This window comes from Escherichia sp. MOD1-EC6162, from assembly GCF_002965125.1.
GTDB classification, from domain to species: Bacteria; Pseudomonadota; Gammaproteobacteria; order Enterobacterales; family Enterobacteriaceae; genus Escherichia; species Escherichia marmotae.
Genome location: NZ_PTSB01000014.1, coordinates 59,426 through 85,165 on the forward strand (window position 1 = coordinate 59,426; position 25,740 = coordinate 85,165).

General features: G+C 51.1%; 23 protein-coding genes. 10 read left to right on the forward strand and 13 right to left on the reverse strand.

Features of this window, described 5'->3' with window-relative positions; genetic code table 11:
- The first annotated feature begins 108 nt into the window (after nt 1–108).
- Entirely contained in the window at nt 109–768 is a 660-nt protein-coding gene (gene yghB / locus A9587_RS13425) for a DedA family general envelope maintenance protein YghB (RefSeq protein WP_000268420.1), read from the forward strand.
- 39 nt (nt 769–807) lie between these two features.
- Here yghB and yqhC read toward each other — a convergent pair whose 3' ends face one another.
- A complete protein-coding gene (yqhC, locus tag A9587_RS13430; RefSeq protein ID WP_016249216.1) occupies nt 808–1,707 on the reverse strand; it encodes a DNA-binding transcriptional regulator YqhC in 900 nt (299 codons plus the stop codon).
- A gap of 193 nt (nt 1,708–1,900) precedes the next feature.
- Between yqhC and yqhD the strand changes: the two genes are divergently transcribed.
- The 4 genes from yqhD to yqhH all read left to right on the forward strand — a co-directional run bounded on the left by yqhD (nt 1,901) and on the right by yqhH (nt 5,417).
- Entirely contained in the window at nt 1,901–3,064 is a 1,164-nt protein-coding gene (yqhD, locus tag A9587_RS13435; protein WP_001058791.1) for an alcohol dehydrogenase, read from the forward strand.
- Between the two features lie 103 nt (nt 3,065–3,167).
- Nucleotides 3,168–3,995 (forward strand): 2,5-didehydrogluconate reductase DkgA, encoded by an 828-nt coding sequence (gene dkgA / locus A9587_RS13440; RefSeq protein ID WP_000184343.1) that lies wholly within the window; start codon nt 3,168–3,170, stop codon nt 3,993–3,995.
- 199 nt (nt 3,996–4,194) lie between these two features.
- Nucleotides 4,195–5,124, forward strand: a complete 930-nt coding sequence (locus A9587_RS13445; protein WP_001248952.1) for a YbjP/YqhG family protein — start codon at nt 4,195–4,197, stop codon at nt 5,122–5,124.
- A 35-nt stretch (nt 5,125–5,159) separates the two neighbouring features.
- Nucleotides 5,160–5,417 (forward strand): lipoprotein YqhH, encoded by a 258-nt coding sequence (yqhH, locus tag A9587_RS13450; RefSeq protein WP_001517105.1) that lies wholly within the window; start codon nt 5,160–5,162, stop codon nt 5,415–5,417.
- A gap of 44 nt (nt 5,418–5,461) precedes the next feature.
- Here the strand turns inward: yqhH and A9587_RS13455 are convergent, their stop codons facing one another.
- From A9587_RS13455 to ygiW, 7 genes are all read right to left on the reverse strand, one after another.
- Nucleotides 5,462–7,681, reverse strand: a complete 2,220-nt coding sequence (locus tag A9587_RS13455; protein WP_001517106.1) for a YgiQ family radical SAM protein — start codon at nt 7,679–7,681, stop codon at nt 5,462–5,464.
- A 110-nt stretch (nt 7,682–7,791) separates the two neighbouring features.
- Entirely contained in the window at nt 7,792–9,204 is a 1,413-nt protein-coding gene (ftsP, locus tag A9587_RS13460) for a cell division protein FtsP (protein WP_001517107.1), read from the reverse strand.
- Between the two features lie 71 nt (nt 9,205–9,275).
- Nucleotides 9,276–10,013 (reverse strand): 1-acylglycerol-3-phosphate O-acyltransferase, encoded by a 738-nt coding sequence (gene plsC / locus A9587_RS13465; RefSeq protein WP_000965727.1) that lies wholly within the window; start codon nt 10,011–10,013, stop codon nt 9,276–9,278.
- A gap of 228 nt (nt 10,014–10,241) precedes the next feature.
- Complete coding sequence (gene parC, locus A9587_RS13470) at nt 10,242–12,500, reverse strand: DNA topoisomerase IV subunit A (RefSeq protein ID WP_001281917.1); 2,259 nt, start codon at nt 12,498–12,500, stop codon at nt 10,242–10,244.
- A gap of 137 nt (nt 12,501–12,637) precedes the next feature.
- Nucleotides 12,638–14,245 carry an ABC transporter substrate-binding protein gene (locus A9587_RS13475; protein WP_105263503.1) on the reverse strand — a complete coding sequence of 536 codons (1,608 nt, stop codon included), beginning with the start codon at nt 14,243–14,245 and terminating at the stop codon, nt 12,638–12,640.
- Between the two features lie 108 nt (nt 14,246–14,353).
- Nucleotides 14,354–14,836 carry an AraC family transcriptional regulator gene (locus tag A9587_RS13480; protein WP_016262556.1) on the reverse strand — a complete coding sequence of 161 codons (483 nt, stop codon included), beginning with the start codon at nt 14,834–14,836 and terminating at the stop codon, nt 14,354–14,356.
- A gap of 51 nt (nt 14,837–14,887) precedes the next feature.
- Nucleotides 14,888–15,280 carry an OB fold stress tolerance protein YgiW gene (ygiW, locus tag A9587_RS13485; protein WP_000712662.1) on the reverse strand — a complete coding sequence of 131 codons (393 nt, stop codon included), beginning with the start codon at nt 15,278–15,280 and terminating at the stop codon, nt 14,888–14,890.
- Nucleotides 15,281–15,431: 151 nt separating this feature from the next.
- On the opposite strand from ygiW, the gene qseB reads away from it, so the two are divergent.
- From qseB to A9587_RS13505, 4 genes are all read left to right on the forward strand, one after another.
- Nucleotides 15,432–16,091: a quorum sensing response regulator transcription factor QseB gene (qseB, locus tag A9587_RS13490; RefSeq protein WP_001221482.1), complete on the forward strand. Its 660-nt coding sequence runs from the start codon at nt 15,432–15,434 to the stop codon at nt 16,089–16,091.
- On the forward strand, nt 16,088–17,437 hold the full coding sequence (qseC, locus tag A9587_RS13495; protein WP_000673336.1) for a quorum sensing histidine kinase QseC: 1,350 nt from the start codon (nt 16,088–16,090) through the stop codon (nt 17,435–17,437). The genes qseB and qseC overlap by 4 nt, the downstream gene beginning before the upstream one ends.
- Before the next feature lie 109 nt (nt 17,438–17,546).
- Entirely contained in the window at nt 17,547–18,128 is a 582-nt protein-coding gene (mdaB, locus tag A9587_RS13500; RefSeq protein ID WP_000065441.1) for an NADPH:quinone oxidoreductase MdaB, read from the forward strand.
- A 30-nt stretch (nt 18,129–18,158) separates the two neighbouring features.
- Nucleotides 18,159–18,473 (forward strand): putative quinol monooxygenase, encoded by a 315-nt coding sequence (locus A9587_RS13505; RefSeq protein ID WP_000633738.1) that lies wholly within the window; start codon nt 18,159–18,161, stop codon nt 18,471–18,473.
- A 44-nt stretch (nt 18,474–18,517) separates the two neighbouring features.
- Here A9587_RS13505 and A9587_RS13510 read toward each other — a convergent pair whose 3' ends face one another.
- Genes A9587_RS13510 through A9587_RS13530 form a run of 5 tightly spaced genes read right to left on the reverse strand, consistent with a single transcriptional unit; the run spans nt 18,518 to nt 23,195 of the window.
- Entirely contained in the window at nt 18,518–19,405 is an 888-nt protein-coding gene (locus A9587_RS13510) for a MurR/RpiR family transcriptional regulator (protein WP_001517109.1), read from the reverse strand.
- The gene (locus A9587_RS13515) at nt 19,402–20,349 is read right to left on the reverse strand and encodes an iron-siderophore ABC transporter substrate-binding protein (RefSeq protein WP_001517110.1); all 948 of its coding nucleotides are present in this window, start codon (nt 20,347–20,349) and stop codon (nt 19,402–19,404) included. Before A9587_RS13515 ends, A9587_RS13510 begins: the two co-directional genes overlap by 4 nt.
- 10 nt (nt 20,350–20,359) lie before the next feature.
- Complete coding sequence (locus A9587_RS13520; RefSeq protein ID WP_032141510.1) at nt 20,360–21,397, reverse strand: FecCD family ABC transporter permease; 1,038 nt, start codon at nt 21,395–21,397, stop codon at nt 20,360–20,362.
- A gap of 8 nt (nt 21,398–21,405) precedes the next feature.
- On the reverse strand, nt 21,406–22,389 hold the full coding sequence (locus A9587_RS13525; RefSeq protein WP_001517111.1) for a FecCD family ABC transporter permease: 984 nt from the start codon (nt 22,387–22,389) through the stop codon (nt 21,406–21,408).
- Nucleotides 22,386–23,195, reverse strand: coding sequence for an ABC transporter ATP-binding protein (locus A9587_RS13530; protein WP_000940884.1), 810 nt, complete (start codon nt 23,193–23,195; stop codon nt 22,386–22,388). Before A9587_RS13530 ends, A9587_RS13525 begins: the two co-directional genes overlap by 4 nt.
- 373 nt (nt 23,196–23,568) lie before the next feature.
- Between A9587_RS13530 and A9587_RS13535 the strand changes: the two genes are divergently transcribed.
- On the forward strand, nt 23,569–25,710 hold the full coding sequence (locus A9587_RS13535) for a TonB-dependent siderophore receptor (RefSeq protein WP_001051713.1): 2,142 nt from the start codon (nt 23,569–23,571) through the stop codon (nt 25,708–25,710).
- Nucleotides 25,711–25,740 lie beyond the last annotated feature (30 nt).

A 25,740-nucleotide genomic window follows, 5' to 3' on the forward strand; every position in this document is an offset into this window, starting at 1 on the left:
TTAATTGTGATTAGTCTTAAATTGTTGCGTCCGGGATCAAGGCGTCCCGGACGATTCAGGAGTACAATAGGCAAATAAAGGCTTAAACGCTGTTCCACAGGAAAGTCCATGGCTGTTATTCAAGACATTATCGCTGCGCTCTGGCAACACGACTTTGCCGCGCTGGCGGACCCTCATATTGTTAGCGTTGTTTACTTTGTCATGTTTGCCACGCTGTTTTTAGAAAACGGCCTGTTGCCCGCCTCGTTTTTGCCAGGCGACAGCTTGTTAATACTGGCTGGCGCACTGATTGCCCAGGGGGTTATGGATTTTCTGCCAACAATCGCGATTCTGACTGCCGCAGCCAGTCTGGGCTGCTGGTTAAGTTATATTCAGGGACGTTGGTTAGGTAATACCAAAACGGTGAAAGGCTGGCTGGCGCAGCTTCCGGCTAAATATCATCAACGCGCCACCTGTATGTTTGACCGCCACGGTTTGCTGGCTCTGCTGGCTGGGCGTTTTCTCGCATTTGTCCGCACGCTGCTGCCAACAATGGCGGGGATTTCCGGTCTGCCAAACCGTCGCTTCCAGTTTTTCAACTGGCTAAGTGGACTGCTGTGGGTCAGCGTGGTGACCAGTTTTGGTTACGCCTTAAGCATGATCCCGTTCGTTAAACGCCATGAAGATCAGGTGATGACGTTTCTGATGATCCTGCCAATTGCCCTGTTAACCGCAGGCCTGTTAGGCACGCTGTTTGTGGTAATTAAAAAAAAATACGGTAACGCCTGACATTTTCCTCTGTTCCCGGCAGCAATGCCGGGAACGCATTTAACTCCCCTGCATCGCCCGCATTCTTGCTGCATCTTCACCCGGCGTCACACCGAAGTAACGTTTAAATTCGCGGCTGAACTGTGATGCACTTTCATAACCTACACGCATCGCTGCCGCACTGGCTTTCATGCCATCGTGGATGATCATCATTCGCGCCTTATGCAGCCGGTAGTTCTTCAAATACTGCAAAGGCGAGGTGCTGGTGACAGATTTAAAATTATGATGGAAGGCAGAAACACTCATATTGGCTTCTGCCGCGAGTTGCTCGACGCTTAGATTTTCGGTGTACTTATTCTCAATACGTTTCAGCACGCGGCTAATCAGACTGAAATGCGTCTGGCGACTGACCAGCGCCAGTAATGCTCCGCCGCAAGGTCCGGTCAGCACGTAGTAAAGAATTTCGCGGATGATCTGCTTGCCGAGAATGCGCGCATCCAGCGGTCGCTCCATCACATCCAGTAACCGCTCCGCCGCACATAAAATCTCTTCTGACAGCGTGGCGGAGTTTATGCCGCTGGCTGCCATCGACGGTTGAAAATGTTCATCCTCGCCAATGTCCATCAACAGTTCCTGTAACTGCAAAATATCAACATTGAGACGTAAGCCCGCTAATGGCACCTCCGGCGTAGCGTAAGTTTCGCACTCAAAGGGTAATGGCACCGTCAGTAGCAGATATTCATTGGCATCATAACGAAACACTCGTTCATTGATATAACCGATTTTATGCCCGGAAAAGAGAATTATGATGCCTGGCTCGTACATTACCGGCGTACGTGCCCCGGGATTCTCGCCAAACAGCAAGCGCACATCAGGCAACAGTTCTGACAAACTATTTTCTTTATTTTTCAGATTATTAATTTTATCCGTCAGCAGTCGGCAAATCTCTTCACGTTTCATATCGTGTAATTTCTTAGGATTAATGCGGCAATTTGATTGTGCGCAATTTTGTACTATTTCTCCAGCACTCTGGAGAAATAGGCAAGACATTGGCAGAAATGAGCATTGAGAGCCACGGCGCTGGCGACCACAATGACAAACATCAGGCAGACTGATCTCTGCCCTCATATTGGCCCAGCAAAGAGAGCAAGTAATGAACAACTTTAATCTGCATACCCCAACCCGCATTCTGTTTGGTAAAGGCGCTATCGCCGGTTTACGCGAGCAAATCCCTCACGATGCCCGCATATTGATTACTTACGGCGGCGGTAGCGTTAAAAAAACCGGCGTTCTGGATCAAGTACTGGATTCCCTGAAAGGCATGGACGTGCTGGAGTTTGGCGGTATCGAACCAAACCCGACTTATGAAACGCTGATGAACGCCGTGAAACTGGTTCGCGAACAGAAAGTGACTTTCCTGCTGGCGGTTGGTGGCGGTTCCGTACTGGACGGCACCAAGTTTATCGCCGCAGCAGCAAATTATCCTGAGAATGTCGATCCGTGGCACATCCTGCAAACGGGTGGTAAAGAGATTAAAAGTGCCATCCCAATGGGCTGCGTGCTGACGCTGCCAGCGACCGGTTCAGAATCCAACGCAGGTGCGGTGATCTCTCGCAAAACCACCGGTGACAAACAGGCGTTTCATTCTGCCCACGTTCAGCCGGTATTTGCCGTGCTCGATCCGGTTTATACCTACACCCTGCCGCCGCGCCAGGTGGCTAATGGCGTAGTGGACGCCTTTGTACACACCGTAGAACAGTATGTTACCAAACCGGTTGATGCCAAAATTCAGGATCGCTTCGCAGAAGGTATTTTGCTGACGCTTCTCGAAGATGGCCCGAAAGCCCTGAAAGAGCCAGAAAACTACGATGTGCGCGCGAACGTCATGTGGGCAGCGACTCAGGCACTGAACGGTTTGATTGGCGCGGGCGTACCGCAGGACTGGGCAACGCATATGCTGGGCCACGAACTGACTGCTATGCACGGCCTGGATCACGCGCAAACGCTGGCTATCGTCCTGCCTGCGCTATGGAATGAAAAACGCGACACCAAGCGCGCGAAACTGCTGCAATACGCTGAACGTGTCTGGAACATCACCGAAGGTTCCGATGACGAGCGTATTGACGCCGCAATTGCCGCTACCCGCAACTTCTTCGAGCAATTAGGCGTGCCGACGCGCCTGTCCGACTACGGTCTGGACGGCAGTTCTATCCCGGCATTACTGAAGAAGCTGGAAGAACACGGCATGACCCAACTGGGCGAAAATCATGATATTACGCTGGATGTCAGCCGTCGCATTTACGAAGCAGCCCGTTAAGCTTTTTCCTCCTCACACTTTCGTTTTTGGGTATTTCGTCCAGACTTAAGTTCACAACACCTCACCGGAGCCTGCTCCGGTGAGTTCATATAAGGAGGAACATATGACTAATCCAACCGTTATTAAGCTACAGGATGGCAATGTCATGCCCCAGTTGGGACTGGGCGTCTGGCAAGCAAGTAATGAGGAGGTAATCACCGCGATTCAAAAAGCCCTGGAAGTGGGATATCGCTCGATTGATACCGCCGCGGCCTATAAAAACGAAGAAGGCGTCGGCAAGGCACTGAAAAATGCCGCACTTGCCAGAGAAGAGTTGTTCATCACTACCAAACTGTGGAACGACGACCACAAGCGTCCCCGTGAAGCCCTGCTGGACAGCCTGAAAAAACTCCAGCTTGATTATATCGATCTCTACTTAATGCACTGGCCCGTTCCCGCTATCGACCATTATGTCGAAGCATGGAAGGGAATGATCGAGCTGCAAAAAGAGGGGTTAATCAAAAGCATCGGCGTCTGTAACTTCCAGATCCACCATTTGCAACGTCTGATTGATGAAACTGGCGTGCCCCCCGTGATTAATCAGATCGAACTTCATCCGCTGATGCAGCAACGCCAGCTTCACGCCTGGAACGCTACGCACAAAATTCAGACCGAATCCTGGAGCCCGTTAGCGCAAGGCGGAAAAGGTGTCTTTGACCAGAAAATCATTCGCGATCTGGCGGATAAATACGGCAAAACTCCAGCACAGATTGTCATCCGCTGGCATCTGGATAACGGCCTGGTGGTGATCCCAAAATCAGTCACACCTTCACGCATTGCCGAAAACTTTAATGTCTGGGATTTCCGTCTCGACAAAGACGAACTTGGTGAAATCGCGAAACTCGATCAAGGTAAACGCCTCGGTCCCGATCCCGACCAGTTCGGCGGCTAACGCACAAATTCTCCCGGTGGCGGTAATGTTCCGCTACCGGACTTTTCAGAAATCATTTATTCCCCTCGCCTCCCGCCCGTTGTTACTCTCCTCCGTTCAGAAATGCCACATTTAAGGACATCATCATGCGGAGCTGGAAGCTCTTAAAGCAACAAAGCATCTACAATATGGATAAACGCGACGGTGAGGTAAAAAACAGATGAGACAAATACTTCTTCTGTTTTTGGCTGTTTTTGCAAGCTTCACGACTCAGGCACAATCACCATCGCTAACCGCTGAACAAACAGTTCGCCTGATTTATCAAAACTATAAATCGGATGCCAGTGCGCCTTATTTCGGTGCAACAGGAGAGCAGGCAATAACATCTGAACGCATACAAAAGGTGCTAACCCTGAATGATAATCTCACTCTACCGGGCAATATTGGCTGGCTGGATTACGATCCGATTTGTGACTGTCAGGATTTTGGCGATCTGGTGTTAGAAAGCGTAGCGATTACCCAAATAGACGCCGACCACGCGGATGCCGTTGTGCGCTTTCGTGCCTTCAAAGACGATAAAGAAAAGACCACACAAACGCTGAAAATGGTGGCCGAAAATGATCGTTGGGTCATTGACGATATTGCCAGCAATCATGGTAGCGTCTGGCAGGCAGTTAATAGCGAGAATGAAAAAATCCTGGCAACGCTGGCATCGCTGCAAAAAGAACAGCCAGAAGCTTTTGTCAGTGAACTATTTGAGCATATTGCCGATTATAGCTGGCCCTGGACGTGGGTTGTTTCCGACACTTATCGTCAGGCCGTTAATGCCTTCTATAAAACTACCTTCAAAACTGACAGCAACCCCGATGAAGATATGCAAATCGAGCGGCAATTTATTTACGATAATCCGATCTGTTTTGGCGAAGAAACGCTATTTTCTCGCATTAATGAAATCCGTGTACTGGAGAAAACCGCTGATTCCGCCCGCATCCATGTTCGTATTGCGCTGACCAATGGCAACAGCGAAGAGCAGGATTTGGTTTTACAGCGGCGCGAAGGGCTGTGGGAAATTGCAGATTTCATCCGTCCGAATAGCGGAAGTTTGCTTAAACAGATTGAAGCGAAGACTGCGGCCAGATTAAAGCAGTGAGTTGAATAGGAATAATAAATAAAAGGGAACACTATATGAAAACGATTTTCACCGTGGGAGCTGTTGTTCTGGCGACCAGCTTACTAAGTGGCTGCGTCAATGAACAAAAGGTCAGTCAACTGGCGGGTAATGTACAAACATTAAATGCCAAAATCGCCCGACTTGAGCAGGATATAAAAGCATTACGCCCGCAGATCTACGCCGCCAAATCCGAAGCTAACAGAGCCAATACACGCCTTGATGCGCAAGACTATTTTGATTGCCTGCGCTGCTTGCGTATGTATGCGGAATGATAAAAATATCCCCGGTAGCTATTCTGCTACCGGGGATAATTAACTTAACGACCAACAGCCACTTTTGGGCGTTTCTTCGCCCCTGCATTCACCGGGCGAGATTGCGCGGGTGGCGCTTTCTTTGCTCCGGCAGGTGTCTGGCGCTGGGTCGCCATTGGCGTATGTTTGGTCAACGCCGGACGGGTATTGCGGTTCTGGCGACGGGCCTCGCGCATCTCTTCAATGGTTGGCGCAGGCACTAAGCAATCGCGACGACTGCCAATCAGATGCTTTTTACCCATCGCTTCCAGCGCCTGGCGGATTAACGGCCAGTTTGCCGGATCGTGGTAACGCAATAACGCTTTATGCAAACGTCGCTGCTTGTCGCCCTTCGGTACGAAGACGTCTTCGCTCTTATAACCAATCTTCGCCAGCGGGTTTTTGCCGGTGTAATACATGGTGGTCGAGTTAGCCAACGGCGACGGATAGAAGTTCTGCACCTGGTCGAGACGGAAGCGGTGTTTTTTCAGCCACAGCGCCAGGTTCACCATATCTTCATCACGCGTACCGGGGTGTGCGGAGATGAAATACGGGATCAGATACTGCTCTTTGCCTGCCTGTTTCGAGTAGGTGTCGAACAGCTCTTTAAAGCGGTCATAGCTACCCATGCCCGGCTTCATCATCTTCGACAGTGGCCCTTCTTCGGTATGTTCCGGCGCAATCTTCAGATAACCACCGACGTGATGGGTCGCCAGCTCTTTGATGTAGCGCGGATCTTCTACGGCGATGTCATAGCGCACGCCGGAGGCGATCAGGATCTTTTTAATGCCTTTCAGATCGCGGGCACGGCGATAGAGATTGATCGTCGGCTCGTGGTTAGTGTCCATATGCGGACAAATATCCGGATACACACACGACAAGCGGCGGCAGGTCTGCTCGGCGCGTGGCGATTTGCAGCGCAACATATACATGTTGGCCGTTGGCCCGCCGAGATCGGAAATCACGCCCGTAAAGCCCGGAACGGTATCGCGGATCGCTTCAATCTCATTAATGATCGAGTCTTCCGAACGGCTCTGAATAATGCGCCCTTCATGCTCGGTAATAGAACAGAAAGAACAGCCGCCAAAGCAGCCACGCATAATATTGACCGAGAAACGGATCATTTCGTAAGCCGGAATACGGGCATTACCGTAAGCCGGATGCGGCACGCGCTTGTACGGCAACGCAAAGACGCTGTCCATCTCTTCGGTAGAAAGCGGAATGGCTGGCGGGTTGATCCACACATAGCGGTCGCCATGTTTTTGCATCAGCGCACGAGCGCAGCCTGGGTTGGTTTCGTGGTGCAGAATACGCGAAGCATGTGCGTACAGCACTTTATCGCCCTTCACTTTCTCGAATGAAGGCAACAACACGTAGGTTTTTTCCCACGGTTTCGGACGCGGCGGCTGCACAGTAACGACTTTCGCTTCCTGTTTTTTCGGTGTCACCGGTTTGTTATCCGCGCACGGCAAATCTTCGCCATACGGATGCGGGATCGGGTCAATTTTCCCGGGAGTGTCGAGACGAGTAGAATCCACGCCACTCCAGCCAGGTAGCGCTTCTTTCACGATAATCGCGGTATTACGTACATCGCGGATTTCACTAATCGGCTCGCCCATCGCCAGACGATGCGCCACTTCCACCAGCGGACGCTCACCGTTACCGAACATCAGCATGTCGGCTTTGGAATCTACCAGCACCGAACGGCGCACGGTGTCAGACCAGTAATCATAATGCGCGGTACGACGCAGGCTGGCCTCGATACCACCGAGGATCACCGGTACATCTTTCCATGCTTCTTTACAACGCTGGGTATAAACCAGTGTCGCGCGATCCGGACGCTTACCCGCGACATTATCCGGGGTGTAGGCATCGTCATGACGTAAACGACGATCGGCAGTGTAACGGTTGATCATCGAGTCCATGTTGCCTGCGGTCACGCCGAAAAACAGATTCGGTTTGCCCAGACGCATAAAGTCATCTTTGCTGCTCCAGTCCGGCTGGGCGATGATCCCGACACGAAAGCCTTGCGCTTCCAGCATACGACCGCAAATCGCCATCCCGAAGCTCGGGTGATCAACATACGCGTCGCCAGTAACCAAAATGATGTCGCAGCTATCCCAGCCAAGTTGATCCATCTCTTCACGAGACATCGGCAAAAACGGTGCCGGTCCAAAACAGGCGGCCCAGTACTGCGGCCAGGAGAACAGGTCGCGATCCGGTTGGATCAGGGAGATAGAGCTCATTTTGCTTCCAGAAATGGTAAAAAAATAATCAAAGGCCGGGGATTATAAGCCGGAACGAAAGAGAAATCGAAAGGTATTCCATACTCGCCCTCCTCGGGCGAGTATGGAGATTAAGGTACCGGATTAACCAACAGTTGCCCGATGGAACCGCGATCCGCCATTTCCAGTGTCTGGCTATTAAAGTAGAACGGGAAGTGCGCCCAGGAAGGCTGACCGAAATAGACAAGCAGTTCCACTTGCCCATCAACCCATACGGTGTCTTTCCAGCCTCTGTCTTCCGGGAATGGCATCGCGCCGTTCACGTTACGGATCTGGAACATCACGCCTTCAATATGGAATGATTGCGGCTCATCTGCCCGCACCGTCCAGCGTTCCCACGTACCTTGCTGCGCGGTGACATCAATACGATTGACGTCCCACAACTGCCCGTTGATGCCAGGATCGTCACCCAAGCTAATATCACGGCTGCGAATCGGAGAGCCGGCCATTATTTCGGTCGGTAACAAACGCATCGGCAGGCTGTCTGTCACCAGCGGCAGAAGACCGGTCGGGCGCAGCGTCAGCACCAGCGTGGAAACCAGAATGCTGGATGGCTCAAAGAAGCCACGAATACGATCAACAATGCTCGCCGCTTCACCACAGGTGATCGACACTTCATCACCGTTGCTCATATCCACCAGAATCTCACGACGCTCGCCCGGTGCCAGCGAAAGCTGTTTCACCGACACGGGTGCAGGCAGGAACCCCTGGTCGCCAGAAATCACGTGCAACGGACGTCCGTCACTCATCTGTAATTGATAACGACGGGAGTTCGACGCGTTCAATAAACGCAGGCGCACCCAACCGCGCGAAACTTCAACATACGGGCTTTGTACGCCATTGACCAGTAGCGTATCGCCAACAAAACCGCCGCTTCCCGGCTCGTTGTATTCCGGCGTGCCAAAGTTATCCAGCCGTTTATCCTGGATAATGACCGGAAAATCATCCACTCCATAATGATTAGGGATTGGCAGCGACTTGCTGACTTCATCTTCCACCAGCCACATCCCGGCAAGGCCGTTATAAACCTGCTGTGCCGTGCGGTTCGGTGTGTTGGCGTGATACCACAGGGTCGCGGCGCTCTGACGAATTGGCAGCACAGGTGCCCAATCAGCATTTGGCGACATCATGCGTGCAGGCCCCCCCATCAGCGGGCCTGGCACCTGTAGCCCGGCGACTGTCATTGAGACATTTTCTGTCAGTCGGTTGCTGTAAATCAGCTTAACATCATCGCCCTTCCAGACGCGGATAGTCGGCCCAAGGTAGCGACCATTGATACCCCAAACCGACGCGCGCGTTCCTGGCGTAAATGACCAGTGCGCACGTTGTACTGTCATAAACAGCGGTTGCCCACGGCGAGATTCAAGCAGCGGCGGAACGGGCAGTGGTTGCTGTTGCCCGGCTGCGCTTGCCTTCAGGGGGACTGCTCCTGCACACAGTGCAATCCCCGATGCCTGAATGAACTGACGCCGACTGAGTGACATATTTGCTCCATGTAAAACTGGCTAAAGTAATACCGTGCAGGAAAACATTCCCGCAAAAACAGACTGCCGACTTAAACTTTTCCGGCGGCTTCGCGCTCTGCGACTTCTTTATCGAGCTCGGCTATTTTTTGTTCCATTATCGAACGACAATGGGCAGCCAGCTCGCGAACCTGATCTTTACCATATTGACTGACGTCAATTGGCGGCAGCATTTCTACGATCACTAAACCATTATTCAGTCGGTTAAGATTAATCTTATTCGAAGTTGTGGAAACACACACGGGAATAATGGGGACGCCTGCCGCAATCGCCGCATGAAATGCCCCTGTTTTAAACGGCAGCAGGCCACGACCACGGCTGCGCGTTCCTTCCGGGAACATCCAGATGGAAATACGGCGTTTTTTGAAGTGATTCACCACTTCCGCGATAGTGCCGTGCGCTTTAGTACGATTGTTTCTGTCGATCAATAAGTTGCCAGTTAACCAGTACAACTGACCAAAAAAGGGGATCCACAGCAAACTCTTTTTACCCACAGTGACTGTCGGTGGCTGCACGATATTCGATGCCGTCACCATGTCATAGTTGTTCTGGTGGTTAGCGATATAGATAGCATTACCATAACTTTCAGCATCAGCGGGTTTGCGACACTCAACTTTAAGGCCGAACAGCGGTGCAAGACGACCAAACATATGCCCAAAGGTGGCCACATGCTTCGGATTTCTCGGGCTGAACAGACAGTAAATGGAGCCGAAAACACAGACTAACAAGCTGTAAATCACGGTAATAATAAGACGAAAGATATATAGCATAACACCCTCTGAAGATCTGAGAGACTGGCATTGTACGTCACCTGAAATCAGGTTAGGGCATTGTTAAAAGCCGCTCTCTGGAAAAGCGTATTGTTAATCGCAACGCATGAATAAACAACGGTTTCAAGGGAATTTTTATCGTTTCCTGGGGCTGATTACGCTGCCGGATGACGACTTAACGTTCCATCCGGCAGTCCTTGCAAACGGGAGAAAGCCCCCTCCGGCATATTACTCTTCGCTATCGCTGCTGCTGGCGCGGAGAGGCGAATCAATCTCGACACGGTCGATACGCTGCAAACCACGCATCAAGGTGCCGCGACGGCCACGCTCACCGGTAACTTTCAGCAATTCTTCCGGGCGCAGTTTGATTTTGCGTTTCCCGACATGAATGGTCAGGGTACTTTGCGGCGGCAGTACATACAGGTGTGCCAAACCATCCTCGCCCCGCGCGGCTTCTGCCGACGGAATGTTGATGATCTTGTTGCCTTTACCCTTCGACAGTTGCGGAAGCTCGCTTACCGGGAACATCAACATGCGGCCTGCCTGAGTAATTGCCAGCAACATATCAGAAGCATCTTCAATGACTACCGGCGGCATGACATGCGCATTTTCCGGTAAAGTGATCAATGCTTTACCTGCACGATTACGCGCCACCAGATCGTTAAAGGTGCAGACAAAACCGTAACCCGCATCGGAAGCCATCAACAGTTTCTGATCGTCGCTTTCCATCAGCATATGGTCAACGGTAGCACCTGGCGGCAACGTCAGTTTGCCAGTAAGCGGTTCGCCCTGACCACGCGCCGACGGCAGCGTAATTGGGTCGATGGCATAGCTGCGTCCGGTAGAATCAACAAACACCACTGGCTGGTTGCTCTTGCCTTTCACCGCAGCTTTAAAGCTGTCACCCGCTTTGTAGTTCAAACCTGGGGCGTCAATATCGTGGCCTTTAGCGCTACGCACCCAGCCCATCTGCGACAGCACGATGGTAACGGGTTCAGACGGCAGCATGTCGTGCTCACTCATTGCTTTCGCTTCTTCGCGTTCCTGCAACGGTGAACGGCGATCGTCACCATATGCTTGCGCATCGGCCTGCAACTCTTTCTTCAGCAGATTATTCATCTTGCGCTCGGAAGCCAGAATGCTCTGCAACTGGTCACGCTCTTTTTCCAGCTCGTTCTGCTCACCGCGAATCTTCATCTCTTCCAGTTTGGCGAGATGACGCAGTTTCAATTCGAGGATCGCTTCCGCCTGGGTTTCCGTGAGGCCAAAACGCGACATCAGCGCCGGTTTCGGTTCATCTTCATTACGAATGATCTCAATCACTTCGTCGATATTGAGAAACGCCACCAGCAAACCTTCCAGGATATGCAGGCGCTTGAGGACTTTCTCCAGACGATAGTTCAAACGGCGGCGCACGGTATCGCGACGGAATACCAGCCATTCGGAGAGGATTTCCAGCAGGTTTTTCACCGCCGGACGCCCATCCAGACCGATCATATTAAGGTTAATGCGATAGCTCTTTTCCAGATCGGTGGTGGCGAAGAGGTGATTCATCACCTGATCCATATCCACGCGATTAGAGCGCGGCACAATCACCAGACGGGTCGGGTTCTCGTGGTCGGATTCATCGCGTAGATCGTCAACCATTGGCAGCTTTTTGTTACGCATTTGCGCAGCAATTTGCTCCAGTACGCGCGCACCAGAAACCTGATGCGGTAAGGCACTGATGACCACCGCGCCATCTTCTTTCTTCCACACTGCGCGCATACGCACAGAACCACGACCATTTTCGTAGATTTTGCGGATCTCCGCCCGGGAGGTGATGATTTCCGCTTCGGTCGGGTAATCCGGCCCCTGCACAATATCCAGTAACTGATCGAGCGTGGTTTTCGGCTGGTCGATTAAGGCGATTGCTGCCTGTGCGACTTCGCGCAGGTTATGTGGCGGAATGTCCGTTGCCATCCCGACAGCAATACCGGTGGTGCCGTTAAGCAAAATATTCGGCAGGCGGGCAGGCAGCATTTTCGGCTCCTGCAAGGTGCCGTCGAAGTTTGGCACCCAATCCGCCGTCCCCTGCCCCAGCTCGCTCAATAACAGCTCGGAATATTTCGACAGACGGGATTCGGTGTAACGCATTGCCGCGAACGATTTCGGATCGTCCGGCGCGCCCCAGTTCCCCTGACCATCAACCAGCGGATAACGGTAAGAAAACGGCTGCGCCATCAGAACCATCGCTTCATAGCAGGCGCTGTCGCCGTGCGGATGGTACTTACCCAGTACGTCACCGACGGTACGGGCCGACTTTTTAAATTTGGCGGTAGCATTCAGACCCAGCTCAGACATCGCATACACAATGCGGCGCTGAACGGGTTTCAGACCATCACCAATAAACGGCAACGCACGATCCATGATGACGTACATGGAGTAGTTTAAGTAGGCGTTTTCCGTAAATTCATGTAGCGCAAGGCGCTCTGCCATATCGCTCATTAATTCTGATTCCTCAACTTATTCGCCAGCCTTCAAAGGGGCAATATTGCCGGAGATACTACATTATCTGTCGCGTCGAGTCACAGGAGATCAGCGTGAATAGCGCCGCCGGACGTGCTCCGACGGCGATAAAGGCATCAATGTGCCTTGATATACAACTCTTTGCTGTAGACATAATCCTGGGGATTATGCAGCGGGAAACCGCCAACGTAAGGTTTAAGCAATTTGATCAGCGGCTGATAGTAGATGGGAATGAGCGGTGCCTGCTGATTAATGATCATCTCTGCCTGCTGATACAACGCATTACGCTTTGTCGCGTCAGTGGTCTGCGCCGCCTGATTTAGCAACGCGTCATACTGCGCATTTTTCCAGTGACCGACATTCTCTTCACTATCGCTTTTGAGCGTGTTCAGGAAAGTGGAAGCATCATTGTACGTCGCATCCCACGACTGCCGCGATAGCATGAAATCACCGGCTCGCCGGGTATCAAGATAGGTTTTCCACTCCATCGTGCGCAGCGTCACCTGTGCACCAAGCCATTTTTTCCATTCGGAAGACAACGCAATTGCCGTTTTTTCATGCAAATCATACTTGTTGTAGAACAGTTCAAAGCGTAGCGGATGAGAAGCATCGTACCCCGCTTGTTTGAGCAAGGCTTTTGCCGTCGCCACGCGCTCACTCATCGGCTTTTGCAGTTCATCAAACGTCGTCGCGTTAAAGCCTTCTACCTCTGGCGGCGTCAACGTGGTTGCAGGCGTTCGCAACCCGAGTATCTTTTGCGCAATTAACGGCCTGTCGACCGTCAGATATAGCGCCCGCCGGACACGAACATCGTCAAACGGTGGTTTCTGGATATTGAAATTGTAATATTCACTGTTCAGACGCGGGATAATTTGCAACTCACCAGGCAGTGATTTTTCAATAGCAGGAATTTGTTGTGCCGGAACCCAGGTGAGATCGACTTCACCCGCACGATAGCGGTTATAGCCGGTGACTGAATTATCCAGTGCCAGATACTCAACCTGCTGCAATACCGTATGTTGTGCATCGCGGTACTTTGGATTTTTGCGTGCGGTAATCTTTTCGTTAACCACCCATTTATCAAGCACAAAAGCACCGTTGTAAACCATATGCTCTGGCTTACTCCAGCTATCGCCATACTTCGCAATCATATGATGCGGAACCGGAAACAGCGTCGGCCAGGCTAGCATTGTCGTAAACCACGGTACGGGCTGCTCAAGCGTGACTTCAAAAGTGCGGTCATCCGTCGCTTTCACGCCTAACGATGAGACATCCGATTTTCCCGCCGCGATAGCCGCTGCATTTTTAATATGCGCCTGCGCCAGATAGCCAGCAAAAGGGCTTGCCGTTTTGGGGTCAACCGCGCGCTGCCAGCCGAGGACAAAATCCTGCGCTGTCAGAGGCTGACCATCAGACCACTGTAAGCCGTTGCGTAAATGGAAAATATAGCGTTTGCCGCCATCTGACACTTCCCAGGATTCAGCCTGGGCAGGTTGCACTTTACCTTCGCCGTCCATCCATACCAGACCTTCAAACAGATCCAGCACAATCTGCGCGGCGGTATTCTCCTCAACCTTTTGCGGGTCAAGCGTGCCGGGGTCGCTATGATTGTTGTAACGAAAGAGCTGTTGCGGGGCGAGCGGTGTGTTGGCGGGAACGTCAGCACCATAGAGAGGAGCCGCACTTACCAGGCTGACCAGCCATAATAAATTTCGCGTATACATGGTATTCCTTACCGGAGAAATTATAAGCCTGACAACAATACGCCAGTGGCATTGTTAGCTCAAACTTATCGCGAGTGATTTGGCTCACACTCCGGAAAAGATCCCCCTTCACATTAACGGCACATAAATATCCGTTTCCAGCCGCTTCTCTGACATCCCTTCGGCCAGGTTGGTGTAGTGAAACAATATCGGTGCGTTACGCATTTTCTCGCCGCTATCAGGAAGCCAACGGCGAATGATGGCCCGGATAGTGTGAGATATGTTATCCAGGGCGCCAGAATGACGGGCAACCGCATAACGCCCTGCGGTGAGTTCGCCATTACTCACACCATAACGATTCTCCGGAACAGGCTCGTTAACGCTGCCGCAAATATCAAAGCGAAACGCGTCTGGCGCAGTGGTGGCAGGATCGTCCCAGGCGACGCCAAAAGTCTGGCTTTGGTTAACGGGAGATAACCCCGTGTCTTTGCGCCACATGATAAATTTCGCCACGCTGTAGTTGAGCAACTCAGGGCTACAGCGATGCGGCAACATCGCCACGCGGGTTGATGGGAAATCGATAATATTTACGTCCAGTGCACGGTTTTTCATGTTGCTCCCTGCGAAATTATTCCCGGGAACGCGTCCCGGGAGCAGTAACAATTACGGATTGACTTTACTGATCTGTTTCACGTCAATCTCAACAGAGTTCCAGTCTTTATCCACTTCCCCCTGAATCTCAACCGTATCTTTCGGCGTAACTGTCACGCCGTTCCAGCGTTTGTGGTCGATATCGACATTGATGGTGCCGCTGGCATCTTTGAACACATACAGATCGTCAGAGATGCGCTCAACGATATTGCCACGCAGAGTTACCCAGGTGTCGTCACGCAAAGATTTCGCGTTTTCTACGTTAGTTACGCTGCCGTTCGGCCCCTGGAATCCTCCGGTTTGACTTTGTGTTGCCGATGGGCCAGAAAAGCCCCCCTGCTCTGCTGCCATAACCGGTGCGCTACACAGGGCCATTACTGCAATTACTGCTGCGAATTTTTTCATGTTTGTTACTCCCTTTGATGTCTGTTTCCAGGCATTAAACAAGATAGTCCTTAACAACTTCTTAAGGAAAAAAAAGAAAATTTAGTACTGTACAGAGCGCGTTACAACACGGTTTACTGACAACGAATACAGCTATCGCAGGGATGAAAAGATGCGAATTTTACTGATAGAAGATGACATGCTGATTGGTGACGGCATCAAAACAGGTCTTAGTAAGATGGGCTTTAGTGTTGACTGGTTTACGGAAGGTCGTCAGGGAAAAGAGGCGCTTTATAGCGCACCTTATGACGCGGTGATCCTTGATCTCACCTTACCGGGAATGGATGGCCGCGATATTTTGCGCGAGTGGCGGGATAAAGGTCAGCGTGAGCCGGTACTGATCCTGACCGCGCGCGACGCACTGGCGGAACGCGTGGAAGGTTTGCGTCTGGGGGCCGACGATTATCTGTGTAAACCTTTTGCATTGATAGAAGTGGCCGCCAGGCTGGAAGCGCTGATGCGCCGAACCAACGGCCATGCCAGCAACGAGCTACATCACGGCAACGTCATGCTCGACCCGGGCAAACGGATCGCCACCCTGGCAGGTGAATCCTTAACACTCAAGCCAAAAGAATTTGCCCTGCTGGAATTACTGATGCGTAACGCTGGTCGTGTTCTACCACGCAAACTGATTGAAGAAAAACTGTATACCTGGGACGAAGAGGTCACCAGCAATGCCGTCGAAGTACATGTGCATCATCTGCGACGCAAACTCGGCAGTGACTTTATTCGCACCGTTCACGGTATTGGCTACACATTAGGTGAGAAATGAAATTTACCCAACGCCTTAGTCTGCGAGTCAGGCTGACGCTGATCTTTTTGATTCTGGCCTCGCTGACCTGGGTTGTCTCCAGCTTTGTAGCCTGGAAACAAACGATTGATAATGTCGATGAGTTGTTCGATACCCAGTTAATGCTGTTTGCCAAACGATTAAGTACGCTCGATCTTAACGAAATTAATGCGGCAGATCGTATGGCAAGAACGCCGGATAAATTCAAACACGGCCATGTGGATGACGATGCCCTGACATTTGCCATTTTTACCCGCGACGGCAGAATGGTTCTTAACGATGGCGATAATGGAGAAGATATTCCCTATAGCTATCAGCGTGAAGGTTTTGCTGACGGGCAACTGGTGGGTGATAAAGATCAATGGCGCTTTATCTGGATGACATCACCTGATGGTAAATATCGCATCGTTGTCGGCCAGGAATGGGAATACCGTGAAGACATGGCGCTGGCAATCGTCACCGGCCAGCTCATCCCCTGGCTTGTTGCGCTACCCATCATGTTAATCTTCATGATGGTGTTACTGGGTCGTGAGCTCTCGCCACTGAACAAACTAGCGCTGGCGCTACGTATGCGCGATCCCGACTCGGAAAAACCACTCAACGCCGCGGGCGTACCCAGCGAAGTGCGTCCGCTAGTCGAGTCGCTGAATCAACTGTTCGACCGTACACATGCGATGATGGTGCGTGAACGGCGCTTTACCTCTGACGCCGCTCACGAACTGCGTAGCCCGTTAACAGCGCTGAAAGTACAAACCGAAGTCGCACAACTTTCTGACGATGATCCGCAGGCACGGAAAAAAGCACTGACGCAATTACATTCGGGGATCGATCGCGCCACCCGTCTGGTTGATCAACTGCTCACACTATCGCGGCTCGACTCGCTGGATAACCTTCAGGACGTCGCGGAGATCCCACTTGAAGATCTCCTGCAATCGGCGGTGATGGATATCTACCACACGGCGCAGCAGGCAAAAATTGACGTGCGGCTGACGCTCAATGCCCACGGCATCAAACGCACCGGACAACCGCTATTGCTAAGTCTACTGGTACGAAATCTGCTGGATAACGCAGTACGCTACAGTCCACAGGGCAGCGTAGTGGATGTCACTCTGAATGCAGATAATTTCACCGTAAGAGACAACGGCCCCGGCGTGACGCCAGAGGCGCTGGCGCGAATTGGCGAACGTTTCTACCGCCCACCAGGACAAACCGCTACCGGCAGCGGGCTTGGGCTATCGATTGTCCAGCGAATCGCAAAATTGCATGGCATGAATGTTGTATTTGGGAATGCGAAACAAGGTGGATTTGAGGCGAAAGTGAGCTGGTAGTGGTGAGACTTTTGCAAAATTCGCAAAAGACTTTGCACATTTTGCTAATTTCACCGCACCGCTCTGTGACGTACTATTGTCGGTAAACGTCTCTCCTTGAGGATAAAAAATGAGCAACATTCTGATTATCAACGGTGCGAAAAAATTCGCCCACTCCAATGGTCAACTGAACGACACCCTGACCGAAGTCGCGGATGGCACGCTGCGCGACCTCGGACATGATGTCCGCATCGTTCGCGCTGAGAGCGACTACGATGTCAAAGCCGAAGTACAAAACTTTCTCTGGGCTGATGTGGTGATCTGGCAGATGCCTGGCTGGTGGATGGGCGCGCCGTGGACGGTGAAAAAATACATTGATGATGTGTTCACCGAAGGTCACGGCACGCTGTATGCCAGCGATGGTCGTACCCGCAAAGATCCGTCGAAAAAATACGGTTCTGGCGGTCTGGTACAGGGTAAAAAATATATGCTCTCGCTGACCTGGAACGCCCCAATGGAAGCCTTCACCGAAAAAGATCAGTTCTTCCACGGCGTTGGCGTTGACGGTGTGTATCTACCGTTCCATAAAGCAAACCAATTCCTCGGCATGGAACCGCTGCCGACATTTATCGCTAATGACGTGATAAAAATGCCTGATGTTCCCCGCTATACTGAAGAATATCGCAAGCATCTTGTGGAAATTTTTGGTTAACTAGAGCTCTGGCTTTAGAAGGAGTTAACCATGATTACAGTAATCGCAGAAATCCGTACTCGCCCTGGCCAACATCACCGTCAGGCGGTATTGGATCAGTTTGCTAAAATCGTTCCAACAGTTCTGAAGGAAGAAGGTTGCCACGGCTACGCGCCAATGGTGGATTGCGCTGCTGGCGTGAGTTTCCAGTCTATGGCGCCGGACTCTATTGTGATGATTGAGCAGTGGGAAAGCATCGCGCACCTTGAAGCGCATCTGCAAACCCCGCACATGAAAGCATATAGCGAAGCCGTAAAAGGCGATGTGCTGGAGATGAATATTCGTATCCTGCAGCCGGGACTTTGATGTTCCTGAAAAGAGGCCGGTGTTGTTACCGGTCTCAGGCCTGATTAGCCATTCTTTCTTCCCGTTTTCAAACCCCGATGGAAATCGTTAATTCGCTTAATGGTTTTAACCGCACGCTGCGGCACCGCTGAGGCCACCGACCAGACAATCATTTCCAGGCACAACAATACCGTACCATGTAGCGGCGTTTTCCCCTTTTCATCCCCGCGCGGAACGTGGATGACGATACTGGCGTCTTTACTAAAACGCGAATCCAGAGCGTTTGTCAGCAAAATAACCGGGATCCCCAGCCGTTTCGCTTCACGCAGCGTTGTCAGCCCTTCCCGGTGTGCAGATTTTTGCGCCATCATGATCAGCACATCGCCACGCTGAAGCGCGATCAATTGCTCGGCAAGGCCAATACCCGTACGGTTTAGCGCCGTGGCGGGCAAGCCAATGCGGTTGAATAGCCGCGCGGTATAATCCGCCAGAATACCCGAAGCGCCAATGCCAAAAATAGCAACTTGCCGCGCCTGCACCAACAAGGCTACCGCTTGCGCAAGCGAGTGGCGGTTTTCAGGCTCTGACAGGACATTGCAGGTATACAGATGCCCTTCAAGAACAAAGTCGATTGCGGTGTTAACATCGCTCGTCAAGTTACTCACCGTCGTAGACATCTTTTCGCTGGAGCTAAGGGCTGGGCCAAGCCACTGTTCCAGAGTACGTTTCAGATCGCGCAGCCCGGCAAACCCCAGAGCCTGTATAGCCCGAATTACTGTGGCATCGGAAGTGTTTAACGTGGCCGCAATTTCCATCGCCGTTTGCTCGAGGACCACTTCACGGTGCTCATTAATGTAGCTGGCGACGGTTCTTAACCCTGGCGTTAACTGACTCGCACGAGTACGAAAACGCTCCCCAAAAATATCAACCCGCGTTTTGTCTTTCTGGATCATTTGGCCTCCGGTAAAGGTCGCCCCGCAATTTGTGATTGTATCTGCGCAGCCATCAATCCCAGAGATGCAAAGGAGTTAGAAATCGCCTCTTCACGCGAAATCAACACATAACGTCCGGAACGACAGGCTGTCAGAAACTGACACCATCCCGGCATGACTTTTTCCATTGCTGCCAGCTCGTCCTGAGGTTTACCACCAGAATCACCGCGCCAGGTTGCAAAAACAAAATCGGCATCCAGTTCAGGCAAACGCTCCGCGCTCACATCCATTCGCCCACCTTCAGGAATGCTCTCAATCAGCGGCGGAAAGCGAAAACCAGCATCGCGTAATACCCGCCCCAGCGAATGATAGCTATGCATCACATTAATTTTTCCCTGATTTGCCTGAATCACCGATACCGTTATTTTTTGACTGTCCAGCGTCGCCTTCAGCGCATTGATTTGCGCCTGATAGCGGCGTTCAAGTATCGCCAGCCGCGCCTGTGTTCCTGTAAGTTCGGCCAACTTGCGGTAGATTTCTGGCGCGCCCCCTTTGAGATGATCAATGCTCACCGTGGGCGCAATTTTCTCCAGTTGTTCAATGGGCGTATTACGGGTCGGTTCTGTGATGATCAGGTCCGGCTTTGCCGCCACAATCGCTTCAATATCAATATCGGCTGTTCCAATGAAGGCGATCGATGAATTATCGAAATCAACACCTGTCAGTAACGCACCTGATCGAATGAAATGGCTACCGTCAGGCCGTGTACGCCCGTGGCTGGCGACAGGAGGTACACCGAGTTCAATCAGAGGAATGGTGATATCAAGATCGTGTAAAGAAACGATTCTCTTTGGATGTGCAGGCACTGTGACTTTGCGCCCTAAATCATCGGTAAACACCTGAACAGGCTCTGTTGCACGAGCAAAAAATGACAACAGTATCAGCAGAGAAAAAAATAAACGCATATAACTCCCGTTAAAAACTGTTCCTGCGTTGCCAGAGAAGTAGCAGAAAGAATGGTCCACCAATCAGTGAGATAACGATTCCTGCAGGGAGTTGCAAAGGCAAAAAAGCCAAACGACCAATGCTATCCGCCAGAATGACTAACAACGCCCCCGATACGGCGCTCCCCAGCAGTAATGTCGTCTGTCCACCACGCAGAATAAAACGTGATATATGAGGTGCTATCAGCCCGACAAAGCCGATGTTGCCAACACAAGAAACGCAGACGGCTGTCAGGATTATTGGCGCGGCTACACGCAACAACGCCAGACGAGAACTGTTCACGCCTAATCCGGTTGCAACCTGATGACCAAGCAGAGCGATATCCGCAGTCCGGGCTGTGAACAGCAATAAAAGAGCGGCTGGCAACATCCAACAGGCTGAAATACCGACTAACATCCAGTTGGCTGCATGTAGGCTTCCCGATAACCACATCAATGCAGTTTGTACGTCACGAACATCTGCTGTGGTCATAAATACACCGATCCCCGCGGCGAAAAACCAGGAAACGCCAATGCCGATCAAAACAAATCGCGGGCGGGAAATATCGCGTGCACAGAAAATCACCACTAACGCAACGAATAAGCCGCCAGCGAGGCCGGCCACTGGACGCCAGAACATCCCCAGCATTGGAAACTGGAAAATCAGCCACAGCACTGCCACGCTACATCCTTCCTTGACCCCGATAAGACCGGGATCCGCAAGGCTGTTACGAGCAATAGACTGCATTGCGGCTCCCGCCATACCTAACATGGCTCCGCATAGCAACGCCATGATGACTCTCGGCAAGCGAATATCCTGCACAATATAACGTGTGTCTGTGTTCACATTTTCTGGAGAGAACAACGCTCGTCCGACTTCCGATGCCGGGACAGAAAAAGAACCATGCATCAGACCGAATATCAGTATTCCAACAGCAAACAGAGACAGTCCACCAAGCAACACCAGATTTTTAGGGCGTACCAGTGTCGAAAACTCACCAACACGTAGCGGGCGTAACCCAACGTTCATTATCCGGCTCATTTGAACATCCTCGTCGCCATAATGACAAAAACAGGTGCACCAACTAATGCCGTCATGACACCTGTCGCCAGCTCATGGGGCGTGAAAAGCGTCCTGGCAATAATATCTGCCAGTAATAGCAGTAAGGCACCGACACAAGCTGAAAGAGGTAGCAGAACGCGCAGATCCGTTGATACCAGACGCCGGACAATCTGCGGTACGAGCAAGCCGACAAAACCAATCGGGCCAGCAATCGATACGGCTGCGCCACAGAGCAACGCGATCGCAATCAGAGTGAATGTTCGCGTGCGTAGTACCGAGACGCCCAGGCCCTGCGCCATGCGATCGCCCAGTGCCAACATGTTAAGAGAGGGCGCAAGATAAAGAGCTAATACAAATCCCCCCAGAGAAAACCAGGCGGACGTACCAAGCGTCGCCCAATCCAACCCCGCTAAATCACCCGCTAACCATGTCCGCATCGCCAACAACGTTTGTTCGTCAAGAATCAGGATTGCAGCCGTTATTGAGGAAACGAACGCCGATAGCGCCACGCCGCATAAGGTAACTTTCATTGGCGTTAACCCTGAACGTCCTGCGGAAGAGAGCAGCAATATCAGCAGGAACAGTACCGCGCCTCCCGCTGATGCCAGCAATGGACGCCCAACAGGAAATGCCAGTCCTAGTGCACTGGCAGCAACGACAGCCAGGGCGGCTCCGGCATTTAAGCCTAAAATATGTGGCTCCCCCAATGGGTTACGAATGACAGCCTGCAACAAAGCACCAGCAACACCAAGAGAAGCACCAGTAAGCAATGCTGCCGCCAAACGCGGCAAACGGAGTCTTATAATCACGTTGTGATCGAAGTTTTGCGGTTCAAAATGGAAAAATGCCTGCAACACCGTTTGTGGTGCAATAAATCGGGCACCAATCCCAGGATATACAACGCATCCCACCAGCAGTAAGGTGAGGAAAAAAACAGTAACCAGCCCCGTGCGCATCATACTTTTTCTACACCACGAAACGGCATGAAAAACGGTTTTCCCGTCAGAGGATTTATTGATGCGTGAACATCAACGTCAAAGACAGCTTTCACCAGCTCAGGCGTGCAATGCTCCCCCTCATTCAACACACGCACCACTTTCCCCTGGCGTAAAAATATCAGCGTATCGCCATAATTGACGGCAAAATTCAGATCATGCAACACCACAACGACTGTACGCCCGTGATGGCGCGTTAAGTCATGTAATAACTCAAGAATTTCAACCTGATAACGTAAATCAAGCCAGGTTGTTGGTTCATCCAGCAGGATATAAGGCGTCTTTTGCGCCAACACCATCGCAATCCAGCACCGCTGGCGCTGCCCACCAGAGAGTTTTTCAACAGGTAAATGCGCAAACTCCTGCGTACCGGTTAATTTCAGGGCCTCTTCTACCGCCTGCTCGTCAGCGTCGCTCCATTGACGTATAAAATTCTGCCAGGGAAAGCGCCCGCGCGACACCAGTTCATAAACGGTTAAGCCCTCCGGCAATAATGGCGACTGCGGTAAGATCCCAAGTCTGCGGGATAACGCTTTCGTTGGTTGCTCGTGAATCGCTTTGCCATCAAGCAATATCGAGCCGCCCATGGGTTGCAATATACGCGCAATGGTACTGAGCAACGTCGACTTTCCACAGCCGTTTGCCCCAACCAGAACGGTCATTTTCTCTGTGGGAACGGAGAAAGAAACACCATCAACAATGATGTTCTTGTGATACCCGGCAGAAACATTGTCGAGGATCAGCCCCTGCCCTTTTGCGTTATGTGCCACGTGTACGCCAACTTAATCAAAGACAAACAAAAATAAAACTCATTCTCCTTTGAGAGTTTGACGCCACAAAATGTAGTAGTCAAGAAGTTAAAAGCCACACAAAAACAAGGTAAATAACAGGTAAAATCTTTTTGAAAATAAAAATTAAAACATTAAATATCAATGAGTTAAAAACAATCAACCTGCATTAAATCATCGTGAAAACACCTGTAGCATTTTTTCGTTATTTCTCATTTACTACTACATTATTGCATGATTGAATGATTCTCAATTACATATCCGATGGCGAAATAACAAACGGATAGTGCTTAGTGAGCAACAAGAAACAATTTTCACTCGCGACAATCCGCGAGTTTTTGGGGTAAAAGACTAAATGGCTAAGTTCACACCTTCATTCTCAGGAGTCAAAGGTCGGGCGCTCTTTTCACTGCTCTTTGCGGCACCGATGATTCATGCAACAGACACTGTAACGACCAAAGATGGCGAAACAATCACGGTTACCGCGGATGCGAATACCGCAACTGAGGCGACCGATGGTTATCAGCCTCTGAGCACCTCCACGGCGACATTAACCGATATGCCGATGCTGGATATTCCGCAGGTGGTCAATACGGTTAGCGATCAAGTTCTGGAAAATCAGCATGCGACGACGCTGGATGAGGCGCTTTATAACGTCAGTAACGTGGTGCAAACCAATACATTAGGCGGGACTCAGGACGCTTTTGTACGTCGTGGGTTTGGTGCAAACCGGGATGGCTCCATCATGACCAACGGCCTGCGAACCGTACTTCCTCGCAGTTTCAACGCCGCAACAGAACGTGTGGAAGTGCTAAAAGGCCCGGCCTCCACGCTGTATGGCATTCTCGATCCTGGTGGGCTGATTAACGTCGTGACAAAGCGCCCGGAAAAAACGTTCCATGGTTCTGTCTCAGCCACGTCCTCCAGTTTTGGTGGTGGTACAGGGCAACTTGATATCACAGGTCCCATTGAAGGCACTCAACTGGCCTACCGCCTGACGGGGGAAGTGCAGGATGAAGACTACTGGCGGAACTTCGGTAAAGAGCGCAGTACATTTATTGCCCCATCACTCACCTGGTTTGGTGATAATGCAACAGTAACCATGCTCTATTCACATCGGGACTATAAAACGCCATTCGATCGCGGAACAATTTTCGATCTTACGACGAAACAGCCCGTAAACGTTGATCGAAAAATACGTTTCGACGAACCGTTTAATATTACAGATGGTCAGTCCGATCTGGCGCAACTCAACGCAGAATATCATCTCAATAGCCAGTGGACTGCGCGCTTTGATTACAGCTACAGCCAGGATAAATACAGCGATAATCAAGCTCGCGTTACCGCGTATGATGCAACAACAGGAACGCTGACACGGCGTGTTGATGCAACTCAGGGCTCTACTCAGCGCATGCATTCTACTCGTGCGGATCTGCAAGGGAATGTCGATATCGCTGGATTCTATAATGAGATTCTGGGCGGGGTGTCATATGAATATTATGATCTTCTGCGCACAGATATGATTCGCTGTAAAAACGCTAAAGATTTCAATATATACAACCCTGTTTATGGCAATACCAGCAAATGTACAACGGTCTCGGCATCGGACAGTGATCAGACGATCAAACAGGAGAGCTACTCAGCTTATGCTCAGGACGCGCTCTATCTGACCGATAACTGGATTGCCGTCGCCGGGATCCGCTATCAGTATTACACGCAGTATGCGGGTAAAGGCCGTCCTTTTAATGTCAATACTGACAGCCGCGATGAGCAATGGACTCCCAAACTGGGGTTGGTCTACAAACTGACGCCATCGGTATCCTTATTTGCCAATTATTCGCAAACATTTATGCCGCAATCGTCAATTGCCAGCTACATTGGCGATCTTCCCCCGGAATCATCTAATGCTTACGAAGTCGGGGCAAAATTCGAGCTGTTCGATGGTATAACCGCAGATATTGCGCTGTTTGATATCCATAAACGCAACGTGTTGTATACCGAAAGTATTGGTGACGAAACCATCGCCAAAACGGCAGGCCGCGTTCGTTCAAGAGGGGTAGAAGTCGACCTTGCGGGAGCATTAACTGAAAATATTAATATTATTGCCAGCTACGGCTATACCGATGCTAAGGTTCTGGAAGATCCTGATTATGCAGGAAAACCATTGCCGAATGTTCCTCGTCATACCGGTTCGCTATTCCTGACCTATGACATTCATAATATGCCTGGCAATAACACGCTGACGTTTGGCGGTGGCGGACATGGCGTAAGCCGTCGTTCAGCAACCAATGGGGCTGACTACTATCTGCCGGGCTATTTCGTTGCCGATGCCTTCGCCGCATATAAAATGAAATTGCAGTATCCGGTCACTCTGCAATTAAACGTCAAAAACCTGTTTGATAAAACGTATTACACCTCTTCCATAGCCACAAATAATCTGGGTAATCAGATTGGCGATCCGCGTGAAGTGCAATTCACGGTGAAAATGGAATTTTGATAAAAAAAGCCCGGTATGTTTACCGGGCTA